18 protein-coding genes and 1 pseudogene are annotated in these 20,968 nt (G+C 45.6%); 7 read left to right on the forward strand and 12 right to left on the reverse strand.

Going from position 1 to position 20,968, the window contains the following annotated elements; genetic code table 11:
• Positions 1–150: 150 nt before the first annotated feature.
• From OW495_RS12440 to OW495_RS12455, 4 genes are all read left to right on the forward strand, one after another.
• Positions 151–441, forward strand: a complete 291-nt coding sequence (locus OW495_RS12440) for a co-chaperone GroES (protein WP_004733324.1) — start codon at positions 151–153, stop codon at positions 439–441.
• 52 nt (positions 442–493) lie between these two features.
• Complete coding sequence (groL, locus tag OW495_RS12445) at positions 494–2,140, forward strand: chaperonin GroEL (protein ID WP_017081617.1); 1,647 nt, start codon at positions 494–496, stop codon at positions 2,138–2,140.
• 455 nt (positions 2,141–2,595) lie between these two features.
• Positions 2,596–3,153 carry a phaC PHA synthase gene (locus tag OW495_RS12450; protein WP_289886800.1) on the forward strand — a complete coding sequence of 186 codons (558 nt, stop codon included), beginning with the start codon at positions 2,596–2,598 and terminating at the stop codon, positions 3,151–3,153.
• Between the two features lie 235 nt (positions 3,154–3,388).
• Positions 3,389–4,867 (forward strand): sensor domain-containing diguanylate cyclase, encoded by a 1,479-nt coding sequence (locus OW495_RS12455; protein ID WP_289886801.1) that lies wholly within the window; start codon positions 3,389–3,391, stop codon positions 4,865–4,867.
• 114 nt (positions 4,868–4,981) lie between these two features.
• Here the strand turns inward: OW495_RS12455 and OW495_RS12460 are convergent, their stop codons facing one another.
• From OW495_RS12460 to epmB, 3 genes and pseudogenes are all read right to left on the reverse strand, one after another.
• Positions 4,982–5,470 carry an MgtC/SapB family protein gene (locus tag OW495_RS12460; protein WP_017108670.1) on the reverse strand — a complete coding sequence of 163 codons (489 nt, stop codon included), beginning with the start codon at positions 5,468–5,470 and terminating at the stop codon, positions 4,982–4,984.
• Between the two features lie 104 nt (positions 5,471–5,574).
• A pseudogene (locus OW495_RS12465) lies at positions 5,575–6,054 on the reverse strand (prepilin-type N-terminal cleavage/methylation domain-containing protein); the annotation flags it as partial.
• 62 nt (positions 6,055–6,116) lie between these two features.
• On the reverse strand, positions 6,117–7,139 hold the full coding sequence (epmB, locus tag OW495_RS12470) for an EF-P beta-lysylation protein EpmB (protein ID WP_017107412.1): 1,023 nt from the start codon (positions 7,137–7,139) through the stop codon (positions 6,117–6,119).
• Positions 7,140–7,172: 33 nt separating this feature from the next.
• On the opposite strand from epmB, the gene efp reads away from it, so the two are divergent.
• Positions 7,173–7,739, forward strand: a complete 567-nt coding sequence (efp, locus tag OW495_RS12475) for an elongation factor P (RefSeq protein WP_009847919.1) — start codon at positions 7,173–7,175, stop codon at positions 7,737–7,739.
• Positions 7,740–8,164: 425 nt separating this feature from the next.
• Here the strand turns inward: efp and frdD are convergent, their stop codons facing one another.
• From frdD to frdA, 4 genes are read right to left on the reverse strand one after another with little or no spacing between them, the layout of a single operon-like run.
• Positions 8,165–8,542 carry a fumarate reductase subunit FrdD gene (gene frdD / locus OW495_RS12480; protein ID WP_009847918.1) on the reverse strand — a complete coding sequence of 126 codons (378 nt, stop codon included), beginning with the start codon at positions 8,540–8,542 and terminating at the stop codon, positions 8,165–8,167.
• A gap of 11 nt (positions 8,543–8,553) precedes the next feature.
• Complete coding sequence (frdC, locus tag OW495_RS12485; protein ID WP_017097244.1) at positions 8,554–8,937, reverse strand: fumarate reductase subunit FrdC; 384 nt, start codon at positions 8,935–8,937, stop codon at positions 8,554–8,556.
• Between the two features lies 1 nt (position 8,938).
• Positions 8,939–9,703 (reverse strand): succinate dehydrogenase/fumarate reductase iron-sulfur subunit, encoded by a 765-nt coding sequence (locus tag OW495_RS12490; RefSeq protein WP_009847917.1) that lies wholly within the window; start codon positions 9,701–9,703, stop codon positions 8,939–8,941.
• Complete coding sequence (frdA, locus tag OW495_RS12495) at positions 9,703–11,526, reverse strand: fumarate reductase (quinol) flavoprotein subunit (RefSeq protein ID WP_017108666.1); 1,824 nt, start codon at positions 11,524–11,526, stop codon at positions 9,703–9,705. Before frdA ends, OW495_RS12490 begins: the two co-directional genes overlap by 1 nt.
• Positions 11,527–11,972: 446 nt before the next feature.
• Between frdA and epmA the strand changes: the two genes are divergently transcribed.
• Entirely contained in the window at positions 11,973–12,944 is a 972-nt protein-coding gene (gene epmA, locus OW495_RS12500; protein WP_102340173.1) for an elongation factor P--(R)-beta-lysine ligase, read from the forward strand.
• Positions 12,945–12,997: 53 nt separating this feature from the next.
• Here epmA and OW495_RS12505 read toward each other — a convergent pair whose 3' ends face one another.
• The 5 genes from OW495_RS12505 to rsgA form a co-directional block, all read right to left on the reverse strand.
• Complete coding sequence (locus OW495_RS12505; RefSeq protein ID WP_102514005.1) at positions 12,998–13,885, reverse strand: DMT family transporter; 888 nt, start codon at positions 13,883–13,885, stop codon at positions 12,998–13,000.
• A gap of 171 nt (positions 13,886–14,056) precedes the next feature.
• Positions 14,057–15,937: a methyl-accepting chemotaxis protein gene (locus tag OW495_RS12510; protein WP_102294737.1), complete on the reverse strand. Its 1,881-nt coding sequence runs from the start codon at positions 15,935–15,937 to the stop codon at positions 14,057–14,059.
• Positions 15,938–16,233: 296 nt separating this feature from the next.
• Complete coding sequence (locus tag OW495_RS12515; RefSeq protein WP_102514006.1) at positions 16,234–17,649, reverse strand: SLC13 family permease; 1,416 nt, start codon at positions 17,647–17,649, stop codon at positions 16,234–16,236.
• A 297-nt stretch (positions 17,650–17,946) separates the two neighbouring features.
• A complete protein-coding gene (gene asd, locus OW495_RS12520) occupies positions 17,947–18,858 on the reverse strand; it encodes an archaetidylserine decarboxylase (RefSeq protein WP_065106135.1) in 912 nt (303 codons plus the stop codon).
• 125 nt (positions 18,859–18,983) lie between these two features.
• A complete protein-coding gene (gene rsgA / locus OW495_RS12525; protein WP_017107428.1) occupies positions 18,984–20,039 on the reverse strand; it encodes a small ribosomal subunit biogenesis GTPase RsgA in 1,056 nt (351 codons plus the stop codon).
• A 149-nt stretch (positions 20,040–20,188) separates the two neighbouring features.
• Between rsgA and orn the strand changes: the two genes are divergently transcribed.
• Positions 20,189–20,734 (forward strand): oligoribonuclease, encoded by a 546-nt coding sequence (gene orn / locus OW495_RS12530; protein WP_102362085.1) that lies wholly within the window; start codon positions 20,189–20,191, stop codon positions 20,732–20,734.
• Positions 20,735–20,968: the final 234 nt, after the last annotated feature.

Consider the following 20,968-nt stretch of genomic DNA (forward strand, 5'->3'; position numbering starts at 1 on the left):
CTCGTTTACTCGCATCCCGTATCTGCATTTTAGATCACAATTTTTTCTTTCCCCCCTTGGGATCTTTCACTTCGCCCCAACATACTGATTAACCCATGCCAATCGTGGCAACTATCATTATTAAATGGAAATTATCAGGAGATACGACCGATGAATATCCGTCCTCTACACGACCGAGTTATCGTTGAGCGCCAAGAAGTTGAATCTAAATCTGCTGGTGGCATCGTTCTAACTGGTTCTGCCGCTGAAAAATCAACGCGCGGTACTATTCTAGCTGTTGGCAAAGGCCGCATTTTAGAAAATGGTTCAGTACAACCATTGGACGTTAAAGTTGGCGATACCGTTATCTTCTCTGAAGGCTACGGCACTAAAACTGAAAAGATCGACGGCAAAGAAGTTCTGATCATGTCTGAAAACGACATCATGGCGATCGTTGAGTAATCCGACCCATCAAACTGTACTGACTGAATAAAGAATTTTAAAGGAAATTAAGATGGCTGCTAAAGACGTTAAATTTGGTAACGACGCACGTATTAAAATGCTAGAAGGTGTAAACGTTCTGGCTGACGCAGTAAAAGTAACGCTGGGTCCTAAAGGCCGTAACGTTGTTCTAGACAAATCATTTGGCGCACCAACGATCACTAAAGATGGTGTTTCAGTTGCACGTGAAATCGAACTTGAAGACAAGTTCCAAAACATGGGCGCACAAATGGTTAAAGAAGTAGCTTCGCAAGCAAATGACGCGGCGGGCGACGGAACAACAACAGCAACAGTATTGGCTCAGTCTATTATCGCTGAAGGCCTAAAAGCGGTTGCTGCTGGCATGAACCCAATGGATCTTAAGCGCGGCATCGACAAAGCGGTTATCGCGGCTGTTGAAGAGCTGAAGAACCTTTCTGTTCCTTGTTCAGACACGAAAGCTATCGCTCAAGTAGGTACTATCTCTGCGAACTCTGATTCGACAGTAGGTAACATCATTGCTGAGGCGATGGAAAAAGTAGGTCGTGATGGCGTAATCACGGTTGAAGAAGGTCAGGCTCTACAAGACGAGCTAGACGTAGTTGAAGGCATGCAGTTCGACCGCGGTTACCTGTCTCCTTACTTCATCAACAACCAAGAAGCAGGTTCTGTTGATCTAGAAAGCCCATTCATTCTTCTTATCGACAAGAAAGTTTCGAACATCCGTGAACTTCTTCCGACTCTAGAAGCAGTTGCTAAGGCATCTCGTCCACTTCTTATCATCGCTGAAGATGTAGAAGGCGAAGCGCTAGCAACTCTTGTTGTGAACAACATGCGTGGCATCGTTAAAGTGGCTGCTGTTAAAGCACCTGGTTTTGGCGACCGTCGTAAATCTATGCTTCAAGACATCGCTATCCTAACGGGCGGCACGGTTATCTCTGAAGAGATAGGCCTAGACCTTGAGAAAGTAACGCTAGAAGACCTAGGTCAAGCTAAGCGCATTACGATCACTAAAGAAAACTCAACCATCATCGATGGTGCGGGTAATGAAGAGATGATCAAAGGTCGCGTTTCTCAAATTCGTCAACAAATCGAAGATGCAACGTCTGACTACGATAAAGAAAAACTTCAGGAGCGCGTAGCTAAGCTAGCTGGCGGTGTTGCAGTAATCAAAGTTGGCGCTGCGACTGAAGTTGAGATGAAAGAGAAGAAAGACCGCGTTGAAGATGCACTTCACGCAACTCGCGCTGCTGTTGAAGAGGGTGTGGTTGCTGGTGGTGGTGTTGCACTTATCCGCGCGGCATCTAAAGTTGCTGGCCTTGAAGGCGACAACGAAGAGCAAAACGTAGGTATCCGTGTTGCACTACGTGCAATGGAAGCGCCTATCCGTCAAATCACTAAGAACGCAGGTGATGAAGAATCTGTTGTTGCTAACAACGTTCGTGCTGGCGAAGGTAACTACGGTTACAACGCGGCTACTGGCGAATACGGCGACATGATTGCAATGGGTATCCTAGACCCAACTAAGGTAACTCGTTCTGCACTTCAGTTCGCAGCATCAGTTGCTGGTCTTATGATCACAACAGAAGCTATGATCACTGACAAGCCACAAGACTCTGGCCCTGCAATGCCTGATATGGGTGGCATGGGCGGTATGGGTGGCATGGGCGGCATGATGTAATCATCCCCCCTTTATCTATAGCAGAGAAAGCTATACATAAGCTTTAAAGCGGAGACCTCGGTCTCCGTTTTTTTATGTTTTGAAATCGTCACTCCCTACTGCTCTTTGCTATACGCACCAGAGGATTTTGTGTTCTGAGATTCCAGATACTTTGTCCCTAAGTTCTGGAATGACGGTTGTTATTGCTTGAGCTATATTGTGTTTCGTCATTCCCTACAGCGAGGCACGAGCGTGGTAGGGAACCTTTAGTGTTGTGCATCGAAATGTGTGCTGACGGCTACTCTTACCTCTCACCGTATCCCTTTCTTTATATTGCTCTTTATGACTTAGCGGCTTATATTCAACAGTACAGTTATGACATCAATCTAACATGGCTAACTGTTTAATTAAGGATAATAAATGCTTGATTGATAATATATAAATCAAGTTAATAATAGTCAGTGGAGACTTCCCCAATGAAAAAACTACTTTCAGTACTTGCTGTGTCTGCAGCAGTAATGGCACCGGCTGTATTCGCTTCTTCGCCTGTTATGTTCTCAACCATTAACGGCTTCAACGCACCGGACTCAGATGCGGTTGGCGGTGTGCGCTTGGCATTACTTCATGGACAAGTGAACGACCTTAAAGGCCTTGATCTTGCTGTTGTTGGTATGTCAGAGACGCAAACCACAACGGGTGTAAACTTGGGCATTTTTGGTGCATCAAAAGTAAATCAAGAGATGACTGGTGCTTCACTTGGCTTCTTTAACTGGAATACAGGTAAAACGACGGGTCTAAACCTAGGTGCTGTAAACATTACTAATGATGTGAAAGGCGCGAACGTGAGCTTCGTAAACTATTCTGAAGGCGACACCATGGTTGATGTCGGCGCAGCTAACCTTTCTGAAGTATCAACAGTTCAAGTGGGTATTTTCAACAAAACAACGAAGATCGAAGGCGTACAGATTGGTTTGATCAACTGTGCTGATAACGGCTTCTTCCCGTGCTTCCCGATTGTGAACTTTGCTAAGTAAATTGTAGTAAGCTTCTCAGTTCTCTATTGGCGAGTTGCTTTTTTTAGTAAGGCTTAAAGCTTTCAATGTTTAAACCTATTAACGCCTAAGCCCTTGAGCTTAGGCGTCATTGCTTTCCATTCCTAACGCACATATCTCAAATGACTCAATAAGCATTCTGTTTTATATTTGCTATTGCAGTATTTTTACTTATAAGTACAATGTGCGATAAATTTTCAACGATGATTTATATGCTTTGATTAATACCCATACCGTCGATTTTAAAAAGGCTTTTTTAAGTCTGACCGCCAGTTTTTTAGTAGTTTTGGGCTTGTTGCTCGTTGATTCAGCGGAAGAATCAGATAAACAGTATGGAATCGAAAACCAAGGCGTGACACGCTCTTTAGCGGAGCTCACACAGATCATAAATGCGCTTGAGTACAACATTACGGCGCTCTATCCACTGCATGGGGATACCTATGTATTCTCGCATGAGAAAAAGATCGAAGATGAAACGTGCTATTTCACCAGTGAAGAGCAGCATGCCCCTCGCTTTGACTTTATGTTCTCTGGCCCTCGTGAGATGTGTGACCCTAAGTCGGATCTTCATACCGAAGCCGGTAAGCGTTTGTTTATCGCGCCAACCATGGCTTACTTTGCAAATACCATAGAGACCATCTCTGCGATCTACTTTATTTCAAAAGAGAAGTTTATTATCTCTTCCCCCTCCGATATTGCCCAATATATGAAAGGCGATACGTTCGACTCTGTCGTAAATAGCCGACCATATTGGATTAATACGATTCGCTTTGGCTTAGCTCAGGGGCAAGACCAAGTGGTGTACACCGGCCAATACGATGATTACTTAACAGGTAAGAAAGTGGTGACCTTGACCAAGGGAATTTACGTTAATGGTGAATTCAAAGGGGTGTTGGGTGTTGATGGCTATGTCTCTAATCTAGTCTCGAACCCTACCCATGGCTATAAAGTCACGAGTACTCGAGGCGCAAACAAGTACGGGTTTATGGACTTTACCTATTCCAAGCCTCTGTATGTTGATGGCATTAATACCCAGCTATACCTGAGTATTGAAGAAGATAAGATCGAGCACTTTCTACATGTTTTGGAGATGGAAAGAGTTCAGCTTGTCATATTATTAGCGTTGTATTTCATCTTGTCTTTATGGCTGTGGCGTGTATATGTCAAACAAGAGCACAAGCGGTTGAATGATTTAGCGATGCTTGACCCTATGACGGGTCTAATGAATCGACGTGGCTTTGAAGCGAAATTGTTAGCACAAGAAGAAGCACCGATTATTGGCTTCGGTGTGTTCGATATTGACGACTTTAATAAGGTGAATGATCAATATGGGCACAAAGTCGGAGACGAAGTGATTTGTCATGTTGCTCAGTTGATGATGAACAGCATTAGACAACAAGATATTGTCGCCAGATTTGGCGGTGAGGAGTTTGTCGTGGCCATTACTGGCGAATCATCGGAGTTGCTTACGTCGATTTTTGAGCGCATACAAAACGACATTAATTTACAAAGTTACCGTTGTGCGAATGGTGACAAGATCGATATATCGGTTTCAGGGGGCGCGACGCTTTACTCGCTGTATAAGTTCGATAGTGTCGGGCACTTGTGGGAAAACCAGAGTATTCGCGCTTCCGACGAGCAGCTTTATAAGGCCAAAGCTTCGGGCAAGAATCAAGTGCTGATTCACGTTTACTAAGAGTTGTGCTTTGTTCCGGAATGCATAGCTAACATAAACAAATAAATGAAAAGCCTAGTTGTTTTCCAACTAGGCTTTTTGATTTGATTTGATTTGATGAAGAGGGGGGAGTTGTTACTTTTTCATTCGCCCTTTGTTCATCCATTTCTGGTGAACACCACGGCGTAAACTTTGGAAGCTGTTCTCGACCTTGTCGACCCCAAGCAGAATCACTAGAGCCATTAGCGTGATAATGACCGACTGCGAAAGGTGCCCTAACGCAATCATCATCCCCAACGCCGCCAACACCCAAATAATGGCCGCTGAGGTGACGCCATGAATTTTGCCATCTAGTGTCATCATGACCCCTGCACCAAGAAAACCCACCCCAGTAATGATCTGGCCAAGCACACGAGCCTGGTCGAGCGTGTTGGGGGATAGGCTAATCGCCATGGTGAGGAAAAAATAGGTACCGCTGATGATAAGGATCGATGTCCTTATTCCTACGGGTTTACCACGAGTTTGTCTTTCGATTCCGATCAACGATCCACACAGCATACATGCCGCAAGGCCTGCCCAGCTAAAGGGGGCAAGGTTGAGAGTTTGTTCTATAAATTGTGACATATCACCCCTCCTAAGAATTTAGAATAGAGCCGAGTATGCTAATAATAGACCGGACGATCGAACAAAAAATTTTTGTCTTAACGGTTGGTGCTAATGATGAAGCGCTAGCAGCCTGTCGTGGTTAGAGTGAATACTGGTGTTGTCGTCTCAGTCGCTTCTTGATACTCAAGATAGCAGTTATCCCCTACCTTTTTACGACTTGCTGGAGCGTAGATAATTTTTCCATCTTTGTCATTACTGTTCGTAAAGTACCAATCTGCATTACCGACTCCCCACTCAGCATCAAGAAAGGTTGATTCGATGAGCATTGACCAAGCGTCGCTGTTGATTGCTGCTGGGTAGCCGTAGACGACTGAGATATCGTCGCCCTCAACATTAACGGATGCGCTAGCTGCTTTATCTAAGCCTAATGCTGATGTCTTACCATAAAGCATAGCACTTGCACCTTCCATTCCGCCCTTCAGGCCATTTAATGTTGAGATGCGAGCATCGGTTTGAAGGTTGAGGAACTTAGAAGCTGCAGTCACCGAAACAATACCCAGAATCACGATGACCACAACCAGTTCGATAATGGTGAAGCCTTTCTGTTGAGTCTGTGATTGTGAGCAAGCGCTTAAGGCATTGGGATATCATTGATATGACTTCTTTATTCAATGTGTAGGTCGAGTGGTGTTTTGCTGCTGCGTCCGCCAATCTCGCGAGTTAGCTTTGGTACTAGGTAGCCAGAAACTTCAGAGATCAACCCCTTAAAGTGATGCTTGGCTTCTTCATCGGAAATATAGAAGTGAGCAGCGCCCTGAACTTTATCAAGCACATGCATATAGTAAGGTAAAACACCGGCGTCGAATAGCTTCTCGCTCAATTCTTTCAATGAGTTAGCGCTGTCATTGACCCCTTTTAGCATCACACCTTGATTAAGCAGAGTCGCACCACTTTGCTTCAACTTATAGAAGGCTTGCTTGAGCTCTAAGTTGATCTCGTTGGCATGATTAATATGGCTGACCATCACCACATTGAGGCGAGTTTGAGCTAACAATTGGCACAGTTCATCCGTCACTCGAGCGGGGATTACAACCGGTAAACGGCTATGGATTCGAACGGTTTTCACATGCGGAATCTGTTCGATGGCATTGATCAGCCAATCTAGCTCGCTGTCCTTTGCCATCAGAGGGTCGCCGCCAGACAAGATCACTTCGTTGATCTCAGGGTGTTGAGCCACATAGTCTAAGCTGACTTGCCAAACTGACTTTGAGCCTTTGTTGTCTTGATAAGGGAAGTGACGGCGGAAGCAGTAGCGACAGTTGATGGCGCAACCACCTTTTACGATCATTAGCGCGCGACTTTTATATTTATGCAGCAACCCTGGGATCGCGTTGTCTTGTTCTTCCAGTGGATCAGCCGAATAACCTTGGTGTACTTCGAACTCTTCGCTTAAAGGTAATACCTGACGCAGTAATGGATCGTGAGGGTTGCCTTTTTCCATTCGCTCGACAAAACTTAGGGGCACCCGAAGGGCAAATAACTCACGAGCAGCAAACCCTGCTTGCCACGGTGTTGGGTCTATTTCCAATGCTTCAAGCAGTTTTGTCGGGTCAGAGATCGCATTCGATAGTTGTTTGAGCCAGTTTTGCTCAACAGATTCGACTTTTCGGGTTATGATATGCGGCATTGAAATTAACTCAAAGATGTGGAAGAGAAAATCATGGCGTCAGTAAGCACCAATGAATTCAAAGGCGGTTTAAAATTCATGTTAGATAACGAGCCTTGCGCAATTATCGACAATGAATACGTTAAGCCAGGTAAAGGCCAAGCGTTTAACCGTGTAAAACTTCGTAAACTGCTGTCAGGCAAAGTGTTAGAGAAAACATTCAAGTCAGGCGAAAGCTTCGAGCTTGCAGATGTTGTTGACGTTGAACTAGGCTACCTATACAACGATGGCGAATTCTACCACTTCATGAACAACGAAACATTTGAGCAAATTGCAGCAGACGTAAAAGCAGTCGCTGACTCAGCAAAATGGTTAGTTGAAAATGACGTTTGTACTCTAACGTTGTGGAATGATAACCCTATCACTGTTACTCCGCCAAACTTTGTTGAGATCGAAGTAACTGAAACCGATCCTGGCCTGAAAGGCGATACACAGGGTACGGGTGGTAAACCTGCAACTCTAGCAACAGGCGCGGTAGTTCGCGTACCTCTATTCATCGCTATCGGTGAAGTTGTTAAAGTTGATACTCGTACTGGCGAATACGTTGGTCGTGTAAAATAATTTGATTGTGTCCATCTTGTTTAGGATGGCTCAGTGAAATAAGAAAGGTCGCTTATGAGCGACCTTTTTTGTATCCCAAGATCAGAGGCGAGTAAACGGGATGCGAGATACGAAGAGCTTGAAGGGCAGATGCGAGTAAGCGGGATGCGAGATACGAAAAGCTTGAAGGGCAGATGCGCGTAAACGAGATGCGGGATACGAAGAGCGGGAAGAGCAGATTAGAGTAAGCGAGATACGGGATACGAAAAGCAGGAAGAGCAAGTTAGAGGATAAGAGATTTGACAAGCAACAAAAAAAGCAGAACAAGATAATCCTGTTCTGCTTTTAGTCTTTTCGCTCTTAAGCTTTTCGCATCTCGATTACTCGAATCCCGCATCTGCTCTTAAGCTCTTCGATACTCGTTTACCCGAATCTCGTATCTGCTCTTAAATCATAAAAATGAAGATAACAGATAGCGCGCTGATTAGGCCTGCAACGAAGTAGCAACCCACTTTACCTGCAACGCCGACGTGGAACTTAAGGTCGTGCATGCCGTGGTGAAGACGGTGCATTGCGTGCCACATTGGCAGTGCTAGCGTACCGATGATGAATAGCGCACCGATAATGCTGGTGGCAAACTCAGAGACACGTTCGTAGCTCATTGCATCCGCATCAATAATGCCCATTGGCACTAAGATACCCAGCACTAGGATCGTGATTGGTGTGATCATCGCGAACCAAGTACCACCAGCGCCGAATAGGCCCCACCAGATTGGTTCATCAGAGCGTTTCGGATTGTGGTTAACATTGTAATTTGTGTTCATAACGAAGCTCCTTACACCACCATCAGAACGATTAAAGAAATAAATGCCACCGCTGCCCATTGGGTCAGTACGATGATTCTTTTATCTACCAATTTGCCTTTAAGGCGGATTGGCATTACTTGAGGCATCATGCTGAAGAAGGTCTGTGCGTGCAGTAAGCTGCCAAGCAGTGCCACGATGTTGATACCAACAACGATAGGGTTAGCCATAAAGCTCAACCAACCTTCCCATGCTTCAGGGCCTTTCACTAGCGAACCCAAACCGAAGGTTAGGAACAGAGTGAATAGAATCAAAGGCAGTACAGTCGCTTCACGTAGCATGTAGAAGCGGTAGAACGGATGGTTGCTCCACCACGTTCTCTTCATCTCACGAACATAAGGCTTACGATTGCTCATATTATGCCTCCTCTGCTGTTTTTACTTGCGATCCATCAGGCTTGAACATCGAAATAACGAAGTCCATTGAAGACTCAACTTTGCCTTGGTTTACTGCCGCTGCTGGGTCTACTTTCTTCGGACATACGTCAGAACAGTAACCTACAAACGTACAGCCCCAAGCGCCGTTGTCGCCATTGATAAGCTTCATACGTTCAGCTTTACCATTGTCACGGCTATCTAGGTTGTAGCGGTGAGCAAGAGCAAGTGCCGCAGGGCCAATGAACTCAGGGTTTAGACCAAACTGAGGACACGCTGCGTAACACAAACCACAGTTGATGCAACCAGCGAACTGTTTGTACTTCGCCATTTGCTCTGGAGTTTGGATGTTAGTGCCATCTTCAGGTTTACGGTCGTTACCAATGATGTATGGCTTGATTGCTTCAAGGCGCTCGATGAACGGCGTCATGTCGACAATCAAATCTTTCTCGATTGGGAAATTAGCCAAAGGCTCAATCTTGAAGCCATTCGGGTAATCACGTAAGAAGCTCTTACACGCCAGTTTTGGCACGCCATCAACCATGATGCCGCAAGAACCACAAATCGCCATACGACAAGACCAACGGTAAGACAGGTCTTTATCTAGGTTATCTTTGATGTAACCGATCGCATCAAGTACCGACATGGTTTCATCAAATGGCACTTCAAAGGTTTGAAAGTGAGGTTCTGCATCGTGCTCAGGGTCATAACGCAGGATTTCAATTTTTTGGATTCGATTCGCTGACATTATGCTTGCTCCTCTTCGCTCTTCTTAGCATTCTCTTCTGCTGCTTTTTCAGCGGCAGCGGCTTTCTCTGCAGCTTCACCGTACAGACGAGCTTTAGGTTGAGATTTAGTAATCTTAACGCCGCTGTAGTCGATGGTTGGTGCTGCATCTTCGTTGTAGAAAGAGAGAGAGTGCTTCAGGAAGTTCACGTCATCACGTTCTGTGCAGTTGTCGTCTAGACGTTGGTGTGCACCGCGAGACTCTTTACGAAGGATCGCTGAGTGAACCATTGCTTCTGCAACTTCAAGGCCGTAGCCCACTTCGATAGCGTAAAGTAGGTCAGTGTTGAACACTTTGCCTTTGTCTTTAATACTTATCTTCTTGTAGCGAGCTTTCAGTTCTGTGATTTTGTTGATGGTTTCTTGCATCAAGTCTTCTTGACGGTAGATACCACAACCCGCTTCCATGGTGTGACCCATTTCAGTACGGATGTCAGCCCAGTTCTCATCGCCTTCTTGAGCTAAGATGCCTGCGATGCGATCTTCAACCGCTTTAATTTGCTTAGCGATAGCGTCTTCATTCCAGCCTTTGAATTCAGCTGCACGTTTCACGGCTTGTTCACCGGCTACGCGGCCAAATACAACGAACTCAGCCAGAGAGTTAGAACCTAGGCGGTTTGCACCGTGTAGGCCAACTGAAGCACATTCACCAACGGCGAATAGGCCTTTAATGCGAGTTTCACACGTACCGTTAGTTTCGATACCACCCATGGTGTAGTGAACGGTAGGACGAATTGGGATTGGCTCTTTTGCTGGGTCAACGTTTACGTACGCTTTTGCAAGCTCACAGATAAACGGAAGACGCTCTTGCAGGTACTCTTCACCAAGGTGGCGAAGGTCAAGGTGTACTACATCACCAAGCGGGTGCTTGATGGTGTTGCCTTTCTGCTGCTCGTGCCAGAATGCTTGAGAAACTTTGTCACGAGGACCCAGTTCCATGTATTTGTTTTTCGGCTCGCCCACTGGAGTTTCAGGGCCCATGCCGTAATCTTGCAGGTAACGGTAGCCGTTCTTGTTGACGATGATACCGCCTTCACCACGACAACCTTCGGTCATCAAGATGCCAGTGCCCGGTAGGCCTGTTGGGTGGTATTGAACGAACTCCATATCACGCAGTGGTACACCGTGGCGATAAGCCATTGCCATACCGTCGCCAGTTACGATGCCGCCGTTAGTATTACAGTGGTAAACACGACCTGCGCCACCGGTTGCTAGAACAACAGATTTCGCTTTAATCGTAACAAGCTCACCTTCAGACATATGAATCGCGATAAGGCCTTGTACTTCGCCATCTTCAACGATCAAATCCACCACAAAGTACTCATCAAATCGTTTGATTGTGTCGTACTTCATCGAAGTCTGGAACAGAGTATGAAGCATGTGGAAGCCGGTTTTATCCGCTGCGAACCACGTTCTTTCTACCTTCATACCGCCGAATCGGCGTACGTTTACTTCACCGTTTTCTTTACGACTCCATGGGCAGCCCCATTGTTCCATTTGGATCATTTCGCGAGTCGAGTTTTCAACAAAGTATTCAACAACATCCTGTTCACATAGCCAGTCGCCACCGCCAACAGTATCGTTGAAGTGGTTATCTAGGCTATCTTCGTCTTTAATTACTGCTGCTGAACCGCCTTCTGCAGCTACCGTGTGCGAACGCATTGGGTAAACTTTAGAAATCAGTGCTACTTCCAGTTCAGGATTAGCTTCAGCCGCAGCGATAGCTGTACGAAGACCAGCGCCGCCTGCGCCGATGACTGCGATATCTGTGGTAATTGTCTTCACAGTTATTCTCCAGTGTGATGCGGAGTATTCCGCTTGTTATTATAAAAAGTTAGAGAGCAGTAAACGGCATCAACCGATCATCACCCCTAAGCCTTAAGTGGTAGGTTCAGTGTAAGAGAGGAGGGCGTTTCAAAAATTGATGTATTTAGGTTTTTGCTCCAGTAATGCATATGGAGGCATAGAATTTATAGGTTATGTGACTGCAATCACGGCAATCAATTGTTGATAACGATTAACCCACAGGACTGGTGTTAACGGCTTGTTGAGTATGATTTTCGTTATCAATGTTGATGTGGAAGCTGTATTGATAATTGTATTGTAGAACGTAATTTTCTGGCTTCATTAAAACAACATTTTGCTTTCATCAATAGACAGATAGATGCTTACAAAAGAGACGAAAGGTGGTAATTTTCGTCGCCTAGAATTCAGTGATATGGAACTTGATAATGCACTCCACATGGCAACCCGCCGCAACCATTAAGCAGTTAAAGCAACGTGCTGATATCCTTAATCAAATTCGCCAGTTCTTTACAGAGCGAAACGTGTTGGAAGTGGATACACCAGCCATGAGTCATGCTACGGTGACGGATGTGCATTTGCATACGTTCAAAACTGAATTCGTAGGACCGGGTTATGCGCACGGCCAGCCACTGTTCTTTATGACGAGCCCTGAGTTTCATATGAAACGGCTGTTAGCGGCGGGCAGTGGCTGTATTTACCAAATTTGTAAGTCTTTTCGTAATGAAGAAAACGGTCGTTACCACAACCCTGAGTTCACTATGTTGGAGTGGTATCGAGTTGGCTTTGATCATCATGATTTGATGGATGAAATGGATCTGCTGTTACAGCAGGTACTTAAAGCAGGTGTCGCGGAGCGAATGACTTACCAACAAGCCTTTATTGATGTGTTAGGTGTGTGTCCACTGGAAGATTCGATGGATACGCTAAAGCAAGCTGCCGCGAAACTAGGGCTCAGCGACATAGCTGACCCGGAACAAGACCGCGATACCTTATTGCAACTGCTGTTTAGTATTGGTGTTGAAGCGAAAATAGGCCAAGACGTTCCTGCCTTTGTGTATGACTTCCCTGCTTCACAAGCGGCGTTAGCTAAGATCAACCCAAACGATTCACGAGTTGCCGATCGCTTTGAGGTGTATTTCAAAGGTATCGAGCTAGCTAACGGCTTTCATGAGTTAGATAAACCACAAGAACAACTGCAGCGTTTTGAAGATGATAATGCCAAGCGTATTGAGATGGGATTATCACCTCAACCGATTGATCATCATTTGATTGAGGCGTTAAAAGCGGGCTTGCCGGACTGTGCGGGTGTGGCTTTAGGTATCGATAGGTTAATCATGCTGGCGTTGGGGTACGATCACATCGATGACGTGACGGCTTTTCCTTTCCCGCGTTCTTAGTTTTTTGCTTTTGTTTTTAGCGGATAATTAATCGTCATTAACTATCCGCTTCACTAGCTGACTAGAATACCGGTACCCACTACAGCAACAATGGCACCTATCCAAGCGTAGGCATTTGGTCTCTGCTTGGTGTAAAGCCAGAGTATTGGTAACAACATGATTGGTGTGGTTGAAGATAACAGCGCGACCATGCCGACATTGCCTTCCTGCAGCGCATACAAGATCAGCGTCATTCCCACCGCCATCGCTAGAAAACCATTAACAGCAGTAATTGCGAATATCTGCTTATTTATTGGATTAAGTGCGCGTGAAAGCTTGGCGCCCGTTAAGCGAAACAGTGAGTGAGCCACAAAGGCGGTGATCATTCGAATGGCAGAGGCGGCTACTGGGTCAATGTTGGTTTGCATCACGGGTTTGGCAATAATACCGCCCAATGCTTGGCAAATCGCCGCTGTGATTCCTAACGCAACGCCAATCCACACTGTTCCCTTAATGGTTTCGAGTTGGTTGTTCGCTTGTCCACGACGACCAAAGAATATCGCGGTTAACACGCCGCTAAACACCAAAGCCGAGCCAATCAGCTCTACCGAAGTCATGCTTTCGCTAAATAGGAAGTAACCAAGAATCGCCGAGAACACGGCATGGCAAGAGAACAGTAAGCCAGCTTGTCGTGGCCCCATGCGATTCAAACAAGCAAATAGGGCAGTATCACCAATGAAGATACCAATCAGGCCTGACAGCATCATAGGCGTCACCAGATCGGCTTCCACACTTGACCAACCACCGGTAAACCAAGCCATGCTTGATAAGATGATCGCGGTACAACCCATTCGCCAGCGGCTATAGGCGAAAGAACCTAAGTGTTGAGCCGGCTTTACTGACATTAGGCTCGCAATCGCCCAAAGAAAAGCGGCAGCTAGAGCCAACCATTCGAATCCCATCTGAATAACATCCTTGTGTCTGGGATAAATTAGCTCATCAATATGCATCAAACCGAACTGAGAACAAAGTGATTCTTAATAAAAGCACCGCTTTGCTGCTCAGTTACTGCCTTGCTCCTCAATTACTGTTTTGTTCCGGTTATCCGTTTCGATTGTCTGACTAGCGAGGCTTTATACCTTAAAGCGCTCCACGTCTTGGCGCATCGACTCAGCAGCGCTGCTCATTTCATTTGAGCTATTGCGACTGCTTTCCGCCTGTTGTGCCAAATCGTCAGAGGCATCTTTGATTCCTTGCGTATTGCGGCTGATATCTTCGCTCACCGCGCGTTGCTCTTCTGCAGCACTGGCTATTTGCAGCGCCATATCGTTGATTTCAGTGATCGCTTGCGTGATTTTAGTGAGGCTGCCATGGGCTTGTTCGGCGAAGCCTACACTGTTCTCTGCCAGTTGAGTGCTAGTGGTCATGCTTTCAACGGCATGTTCGGTATTCTTCTGCAGCGTATCAATCATCACGCGGATTTCTTCCGTCGAGCCATGGGTTCTTTGGCTTAGCACTCGAACCTCGTCTGCGACAACAGCAAATCCGCGACCTTGTTCACCCGCTCGAGCGGCTTCAATCGCTGCATTCAATGCCAACAGGTTGGTCTGTTCGGCAATGCCTTGAATGGTGGAGAGGATCTGGTTGATGCTTTGAGCATTGCTCTCTAATTCACGAATTACATTGGCGGCATCTTCAACTTGAGTCGCCAGGCCAGTAATCGCATCGCGGTTTTGTTGGATTACCTCTTGGCCTTCGTTACAAGCGGTAGCGGATGCCTGAGAAGCGGAGGCGGTTAATTCGGCATGGCTAGCCACTTCAGCGGCGGTGGCGGACATCTCATGAATCGCGGTCGCAATTTGGTTGATATCGTTTTGTTGATTCTCAACGCTAATCGAAGATTGGGTCGCCAGTTGATTGGCTTTTTCTGCATGATTGTTGAGATCGTGGCTGTGTTCTATCACACCCTTCAACATGCTTTGCATCTGGCTTAAGAACTGGTTCACAAGCTCGGCAAGTTTACCAATTTCATCCATACGTGTGATATCAATGCGCTGAGTGAGATCGCCTCTGCCTTGAGCGAGCTGAGTCAGCGCTGTAGACAATGTTTGTAATGGAGAAAGCAGGCGGTTGATCACCATTGTGCTCGCAATTGAAATGATGATGTACAAAACCAAAGAGGTCAGCGTGATGAATTGAATGGCATCGGATACTGCAGAAAACGCCATCTCTTTATCGATAACAATGCCTAGCGACCAATCGGTATTCGGGACATTGGCAATATAGACCAGCTTATCGCCTTGACCAGGCCAAGTTAGAGTGGTGATCATTTGGTCTTGGAGCAGTTGTGAAACCTTGTTGGTTGTTAGCTCTGGATTCAAACTGGTCAGTGGTTTTTGACTCAGCGCTTCATCGCTGTAGGCCACAATGTTGTTGTTACCATCGACTAAAAACGCAAAGCCATCGTTATCCAGTTTTACATTGAGCACGGTATCAATAATGCTGGTTACGGTTAAATCAGCCGCGAGAACACCTTGTCTATCGCCACTGAATGCTTTAGCAAAGCTGATGACAATGCTGCCGTCAAAATCTTGATAAGGTTCGGTAATGATGAGATCTGATGTTGCGTTGGCATCTTTATACCAAGGGCGAGTGCGAGGGTCATAGCCTGCTGGCCAATCTTCACCTTTGTCGCCATAAGCGATCGTGCCATCGCTGAATCCTGCATAAACAGACAAGAATTGCCCGGCTTGTTTGGTGATCAATAACTCGCGGTCAGAGTTACTGTTGCTTGAAATGGTCGATTCATTGGCAAGCATCATATCACTGCGGATAGAGAGCCAATCGGCAATGTAATTGGTGGTGCCAACACTGACATTTTTCATTTCTTGGTTGATCGCGACTTCAGTCTCTTGAGTCAGCTGATTGACCGATATCCAAGCTTGAGCGCCACTTACGACGGCAATTATGACCGCAATCGCGATCTGAATTTTAAACTTAATAGTATGTCTCAAGGTCCATTCCTCTCTTATTAGACAAAAACCTAACTACGGTGACGTACTTGATATTGAAGTGATATGTTTCTTATGGGGGTATATTGCCGTTGTCTTAGGCAGAATGAATGTGTTTAAAATCATAAATTCTAAATATATTTACTCTGATTTTTGTAAAACAGTGAAGTAAAGTCACAGTTATTTATTGAGTTAAATTTCAATCACTTGTTGTGGTCATTGTGCGTGAGATAGCGCTAATAGGCGCTAAATTTACATTTAGCGCCTTAGTCGGAATAAAAGTGATCGTTGAACGTCTATTAGGTGATGATGAACAACGCGAGGTAGACCATTAACAAGCCGACAATACCTAAGATGATGCCCATCTTCGCCATGTCTTTGCTTTCGATAAGTCCGGTTGAGTAAGCCAGTGAGTTGGGTGGTGTTGATACTGGAAGAATCATACCGAGTGATGCTGAGAAGGCGACCACAACCAACAAGCCTTGTAAGCCGCCAATCGCGACCAAACTTTCCATGGATGCGCCAATTGCAGCTGCTATCGGCATCAACAAGTTGGCAGTCGCGGTGTTCGACATGAAGTTCGCCATTAACCAACACACGATAGATAGTGTCAGTACCACAGCAGTAGGCGAGAGCGATTCATAATCAATCGCGTGCGCTAATGCTGCAGCTAGTCCTGTTTTGTCCAAGCCAATACCAATCGCAATACCACCCGCGACTAACCACAACACATCCCAGTTAATCAGCTTGAGCTCTTCTTTGCCCATGATGCCGGTCAGGGTGAATACTGCCAGCGGAATGATCGAGACCACATAAGTGTTCATGCCGTGCAGTTTGGTAGTCATCCACAATAAGATTGTTGCAGCGAAGGTGATGTAAACCACAATCGCTCGCCAACTTTTTCTAAATTGACCATCAAGCTTGAGGACCATGTTTCGTTCTTTAGAAGGGAAGAGTTTTTGTAAGAGAAACCAAGCGATGGTCAGTTGGATGATCACAAAGGGTAAGCCCATCATCATCCAGCTAAGGAAGTCGATACTGTTCTCGCCAGTTAGGTATTGCAGTGCGATCGCATTGGGTGGTGTACCTATGGGTGTCGCGATACCACCGGTATTGGCGGCGATTGGAATACACAACACGAGCGCTTTAACCCCCATGTCGCCTTTTGGCGCAGAGGCTACGATAGGACCTAGCAATGCAAGCATCATTACCGTTGTTGCGGTATTTGACATGAACATTGAGAACACGGCGGTGATCAGCATTAAACCGAGCATGATGAAGCGCGGTTCCGTGCCAAACGGTTTGAGCAATACTCGTGCTAAGTTGTTATCGAGTTCGTATTTGGATGCCGATATCGCAAGAGCGAACCCACCCATAAAAAGGATGATGATTGGTGACGAAAATGCACCGAAGATGTCGGTATATTTGATTAACTCACCGAGATCGTGTCCTGCTGGTGGATTTCTAAATAAGTGCAGGCCTTTGTCGGAGATCATCACCAGTTCAAGTGCAATAATAAGAATTGAGGTGGCGAATACCGGAACGGGCTCTAGTACCCAAAGCAGTGCAGCTAAGAGGAATATGGCCAGTAAGCGGTGTTGAATCAGCGTGAGATCATCGATTGGGATGGAATCTATCGGCATGAATAGCACGCCTAAGGGAATCGCAAAACAAATCAACAGCTTGACCAGAACGCCAATATTGAGTTTAGGCATGTACAAAGACCCTATGAATAAAATATCTTCAAATAGAGTAAGTTATCTGGATTTTTGGTACTTGGAGACGGGTTGTAAAATCGAAAGGTTGTTTAAGGTTTCGACAGTTGTTTTGTTTTTGGTCAATCTTTTGTCTGGGCAATTCGACGTCCTGCTCGTTGGGAGTAAGGTTGTCGGTAGTTAGGCTTGTTGAAATCTTGGAGGGAAGTGTCTGGAACTAGATAAGGAAAAGGCGCGCTCTTCTCTAAATATAGAAAAATAACGCGCCTTTAAAACTAAATGAGCGAACTCAAACCGTTAAGCTTGGTCAGTGTTCTCTGCTGAATCAACAGCTTCAGTCTCAACTTCTTTACCCGCAATGTGCGCGAAAGGGGTGCCTAGAACGGTTTTCTCACCATTCTGCATAGTTTCGTCAAACTTGATTGCATCTTTAGCAAACAGGTTGATAACCGTTGAACCAAGCTTGAAGCGACCCATCTCTTCGCCTTTTTTCAAGATAATAGATTTATCACCTTGTGCCGGGTAATCCCACTTGTAAACTGAGTTACCGCGAGGTGGCGTGATGGTGCCAGCCCATACTTGCTCGATGCTACCTACGATAGTTGCGCCAACCAGCACTTGTGCCATTGGGCCAAATTCAGTATCGAAGATACAAACCACACGCTCGTTACGTGCGAATAGGTTTGGAACGTTCTCTGCCGTTAACGGGTTTACTGAGAAAAGATCACCCGGAACGTAGATCATCTGACGCAGTGTGCCATCGCATGGCATGTGCACGCGGTGATAATCACTTGGCGACAAGTAAAGCGTTGCGAATTCGCCGTCTTTAAACTCATCGGCTAGGTCTGCATCACCACCAAGCAACTCACGTGCGGAGTAGTTGTGGTTTTTAGCTTGAATCAGTTGACCATCAGTAATTGGGCCAAATTGGCTTACGCGAGCATCAGCAGGGTGAACAATAACAGAGTCACCTTCTGCGATAGGGCGCATGCCTTCTTTCAATTCACGTACGAAGAATTCATTGAATGTTTTAAAGTGTTTTGGATCGCTATGCAGAGCTTCATCCATGTTTACTTTGTATTGCTTGATGAACCAGTTGATGATCGCTGTCGTTAAGCCACCCGCTTTAGCAGATGCCAGTTTACCGACTAGGCGAGTTAGCCCATGCTGTGGGATCCAGTACTGCAATCCAACTTTAATCTTATCCATTGTATTAATTTTCCAATGCTAATTGTTTTTCAATTAAATCTGTCGATGACGGTTTAGGGCGCGAGATGTTACTTAAATTCGCGCCAATTGTCAGTAAATGCACACATTTGTTCACAAAAACGCGATTAGAGATCGGCTTTCTTGCTTCGTGAGTACTGACGGTTATCTTTGTTGTCAGCCATTGTTTCAATAATGCGGTGGTAGCTAGCAAAGCGTAAGCGGCTAATTTTTCCGTCTTCAACGGCTTCACGTAGCAGGCATCCTGGGTCGTCATTGTGTTTACAATCGCGGAACTTACAGCCACCTAGGTATGGTTTGAATTCAATGAAAGCATCAGTGACTTCATCGGGTTCTAAATGCCATAGGCCGAATTCACGTACCCCCGGGGAATCGATAAGATCACCACCAGAAGGGAAGTGATACAAACGCGCTGCTGTGGTGGTGTGTTGACCCAGTCCTGAGTTTTCAGAAACTGCGCCTTCTTCAATGTCCAATGTTGGCATCAGTGCATTCACTACGCTGGATTTACCTACGCCAGATTGACCAACGAAAATGTTGATACGATCTTTCAGTTCAGCTTCCAACTCTTTGATGCCGTACCCCGACTCTTTACTCACGAACATGACTTTATAGCCGATTTTCTCGTATATCTTCAGTGTTTCGCGGTATTCGCTAATTTGTTGCTCTGTCAGTAAGTCGACTTTATTGAGTACAACTAAAGGAGCAATATTCACCGTTTCAGAGGCGATCAAGTAGCGGTCGATGATATTAAGTGATAGCTCTGGTAGTACAGCTGAAACGATAACCATTTGGTCTACGTTTGCGGCAACCGGTTTTAGGCCGTCATAGTAGTCAGGACGAGTTAGCATTGACGTTCTAGGCTCAACGGCTTCGACAACACCAGAGATGCCAGCCATTGACTCAAGCCCTGCGCGCCAAGTTACTTTGTCTCCGGAAACTAACGTTTCGATACTACGACGTAAGTTACAACGGTGAACTTCGTTGGTTTCAAGATCTTCGATATCAGCATGTTGACCAAAGCGCGTAATCACGAGTCCGCTTTTTGTTCCGCCAAGCATGTTCTCATCCCACTGGATAGAATCTTCTTTCTTGAGTCGCTTGTTCTGGTTGCTACGTACGCGACGTACCTGACCTTTGGTTAACTTCTTTTTTTTAGCCACAATTTTTCACTTAACACATCTAACTTGATGATTGAGGACTCAAACGGGATGTTATTGGTGCCACTGATTTCGATGGCCCTAAAGCTAGTTTGAGTATAGTTATTTGGGTATAGTACCTCTTTTATACATAAACAAATAGGCGACGCCTTATGTCCTTTAGCGATCAGAACCTTATTTGGGTTGATCTAGAGATGACAGGACTAGATCCTGAAACTCATAAAATTATTGAAATTGCTTCTATCGTTACAGATAGTGAGCTCAACATTCTGGCTGAAGGGCCTGTTTTGGCCATTCACCAACCTCAGAGTGAACTGGATAAGATGGATGAGTGGTGTACGACGACTCATACTGGCAGCGGTTTAGTAAAGAGAATTCAAGAAAGCACCGTTTCAGAGCAAGACGCAATCAAAGAAACAATTGAGTTTCTTGAAAAGTGGGTACCGAAAGGTAAATCGCCTATTTGTGGTAACAGCATTGGCCAAGATCGCCGTTTCCTATACAAGCACATGCCAGAGTTGGAAGAGTACTTCCACTACCGCTATGTCGACGTAAGCACTTTGAAAGAGCTTGCGCGTCGTTGGAAACCTGAAGTACTCGATGGTTTTTCTAAATCAGGAAGCCACCTTGCACTAGACGATATTCGAGAGTCGATTGCAGAGCTTCAGTACTACCGAAAAACAATCATTAGCATCTAATCTGATTGAATGATCACGTTTATCTAACTTTTCAGGTACATACAGGGCATTTTTTTTGCAATTTTGTGTGCTTTTTCAGCAGTTGAGTAAAAACTTGCTGATTTTTGCATTAAGGACTTGCATCACAAAAAAATGCTCTTATAATTCGCAGCCCTGAACGGCGAAAGACGTTTTCAGATTGCGATACTAGCTCAGTTGGTAGAGCGCAACCTTGCCAAGGTTGAGGTCATCGGT

Origin of the sequence: Vibrio sp. 14N.309.X.WAT.E.F5 (genome assembly GCF_030397615.1) — a bacterium.
GTDB classification, from domain to species: domain Bacteria; phylum Pseudomonadota; class Gammaproteobacteria; order Enterobacterales; family Vibrionaceae; genus Vibrio; species Vibrio lentus.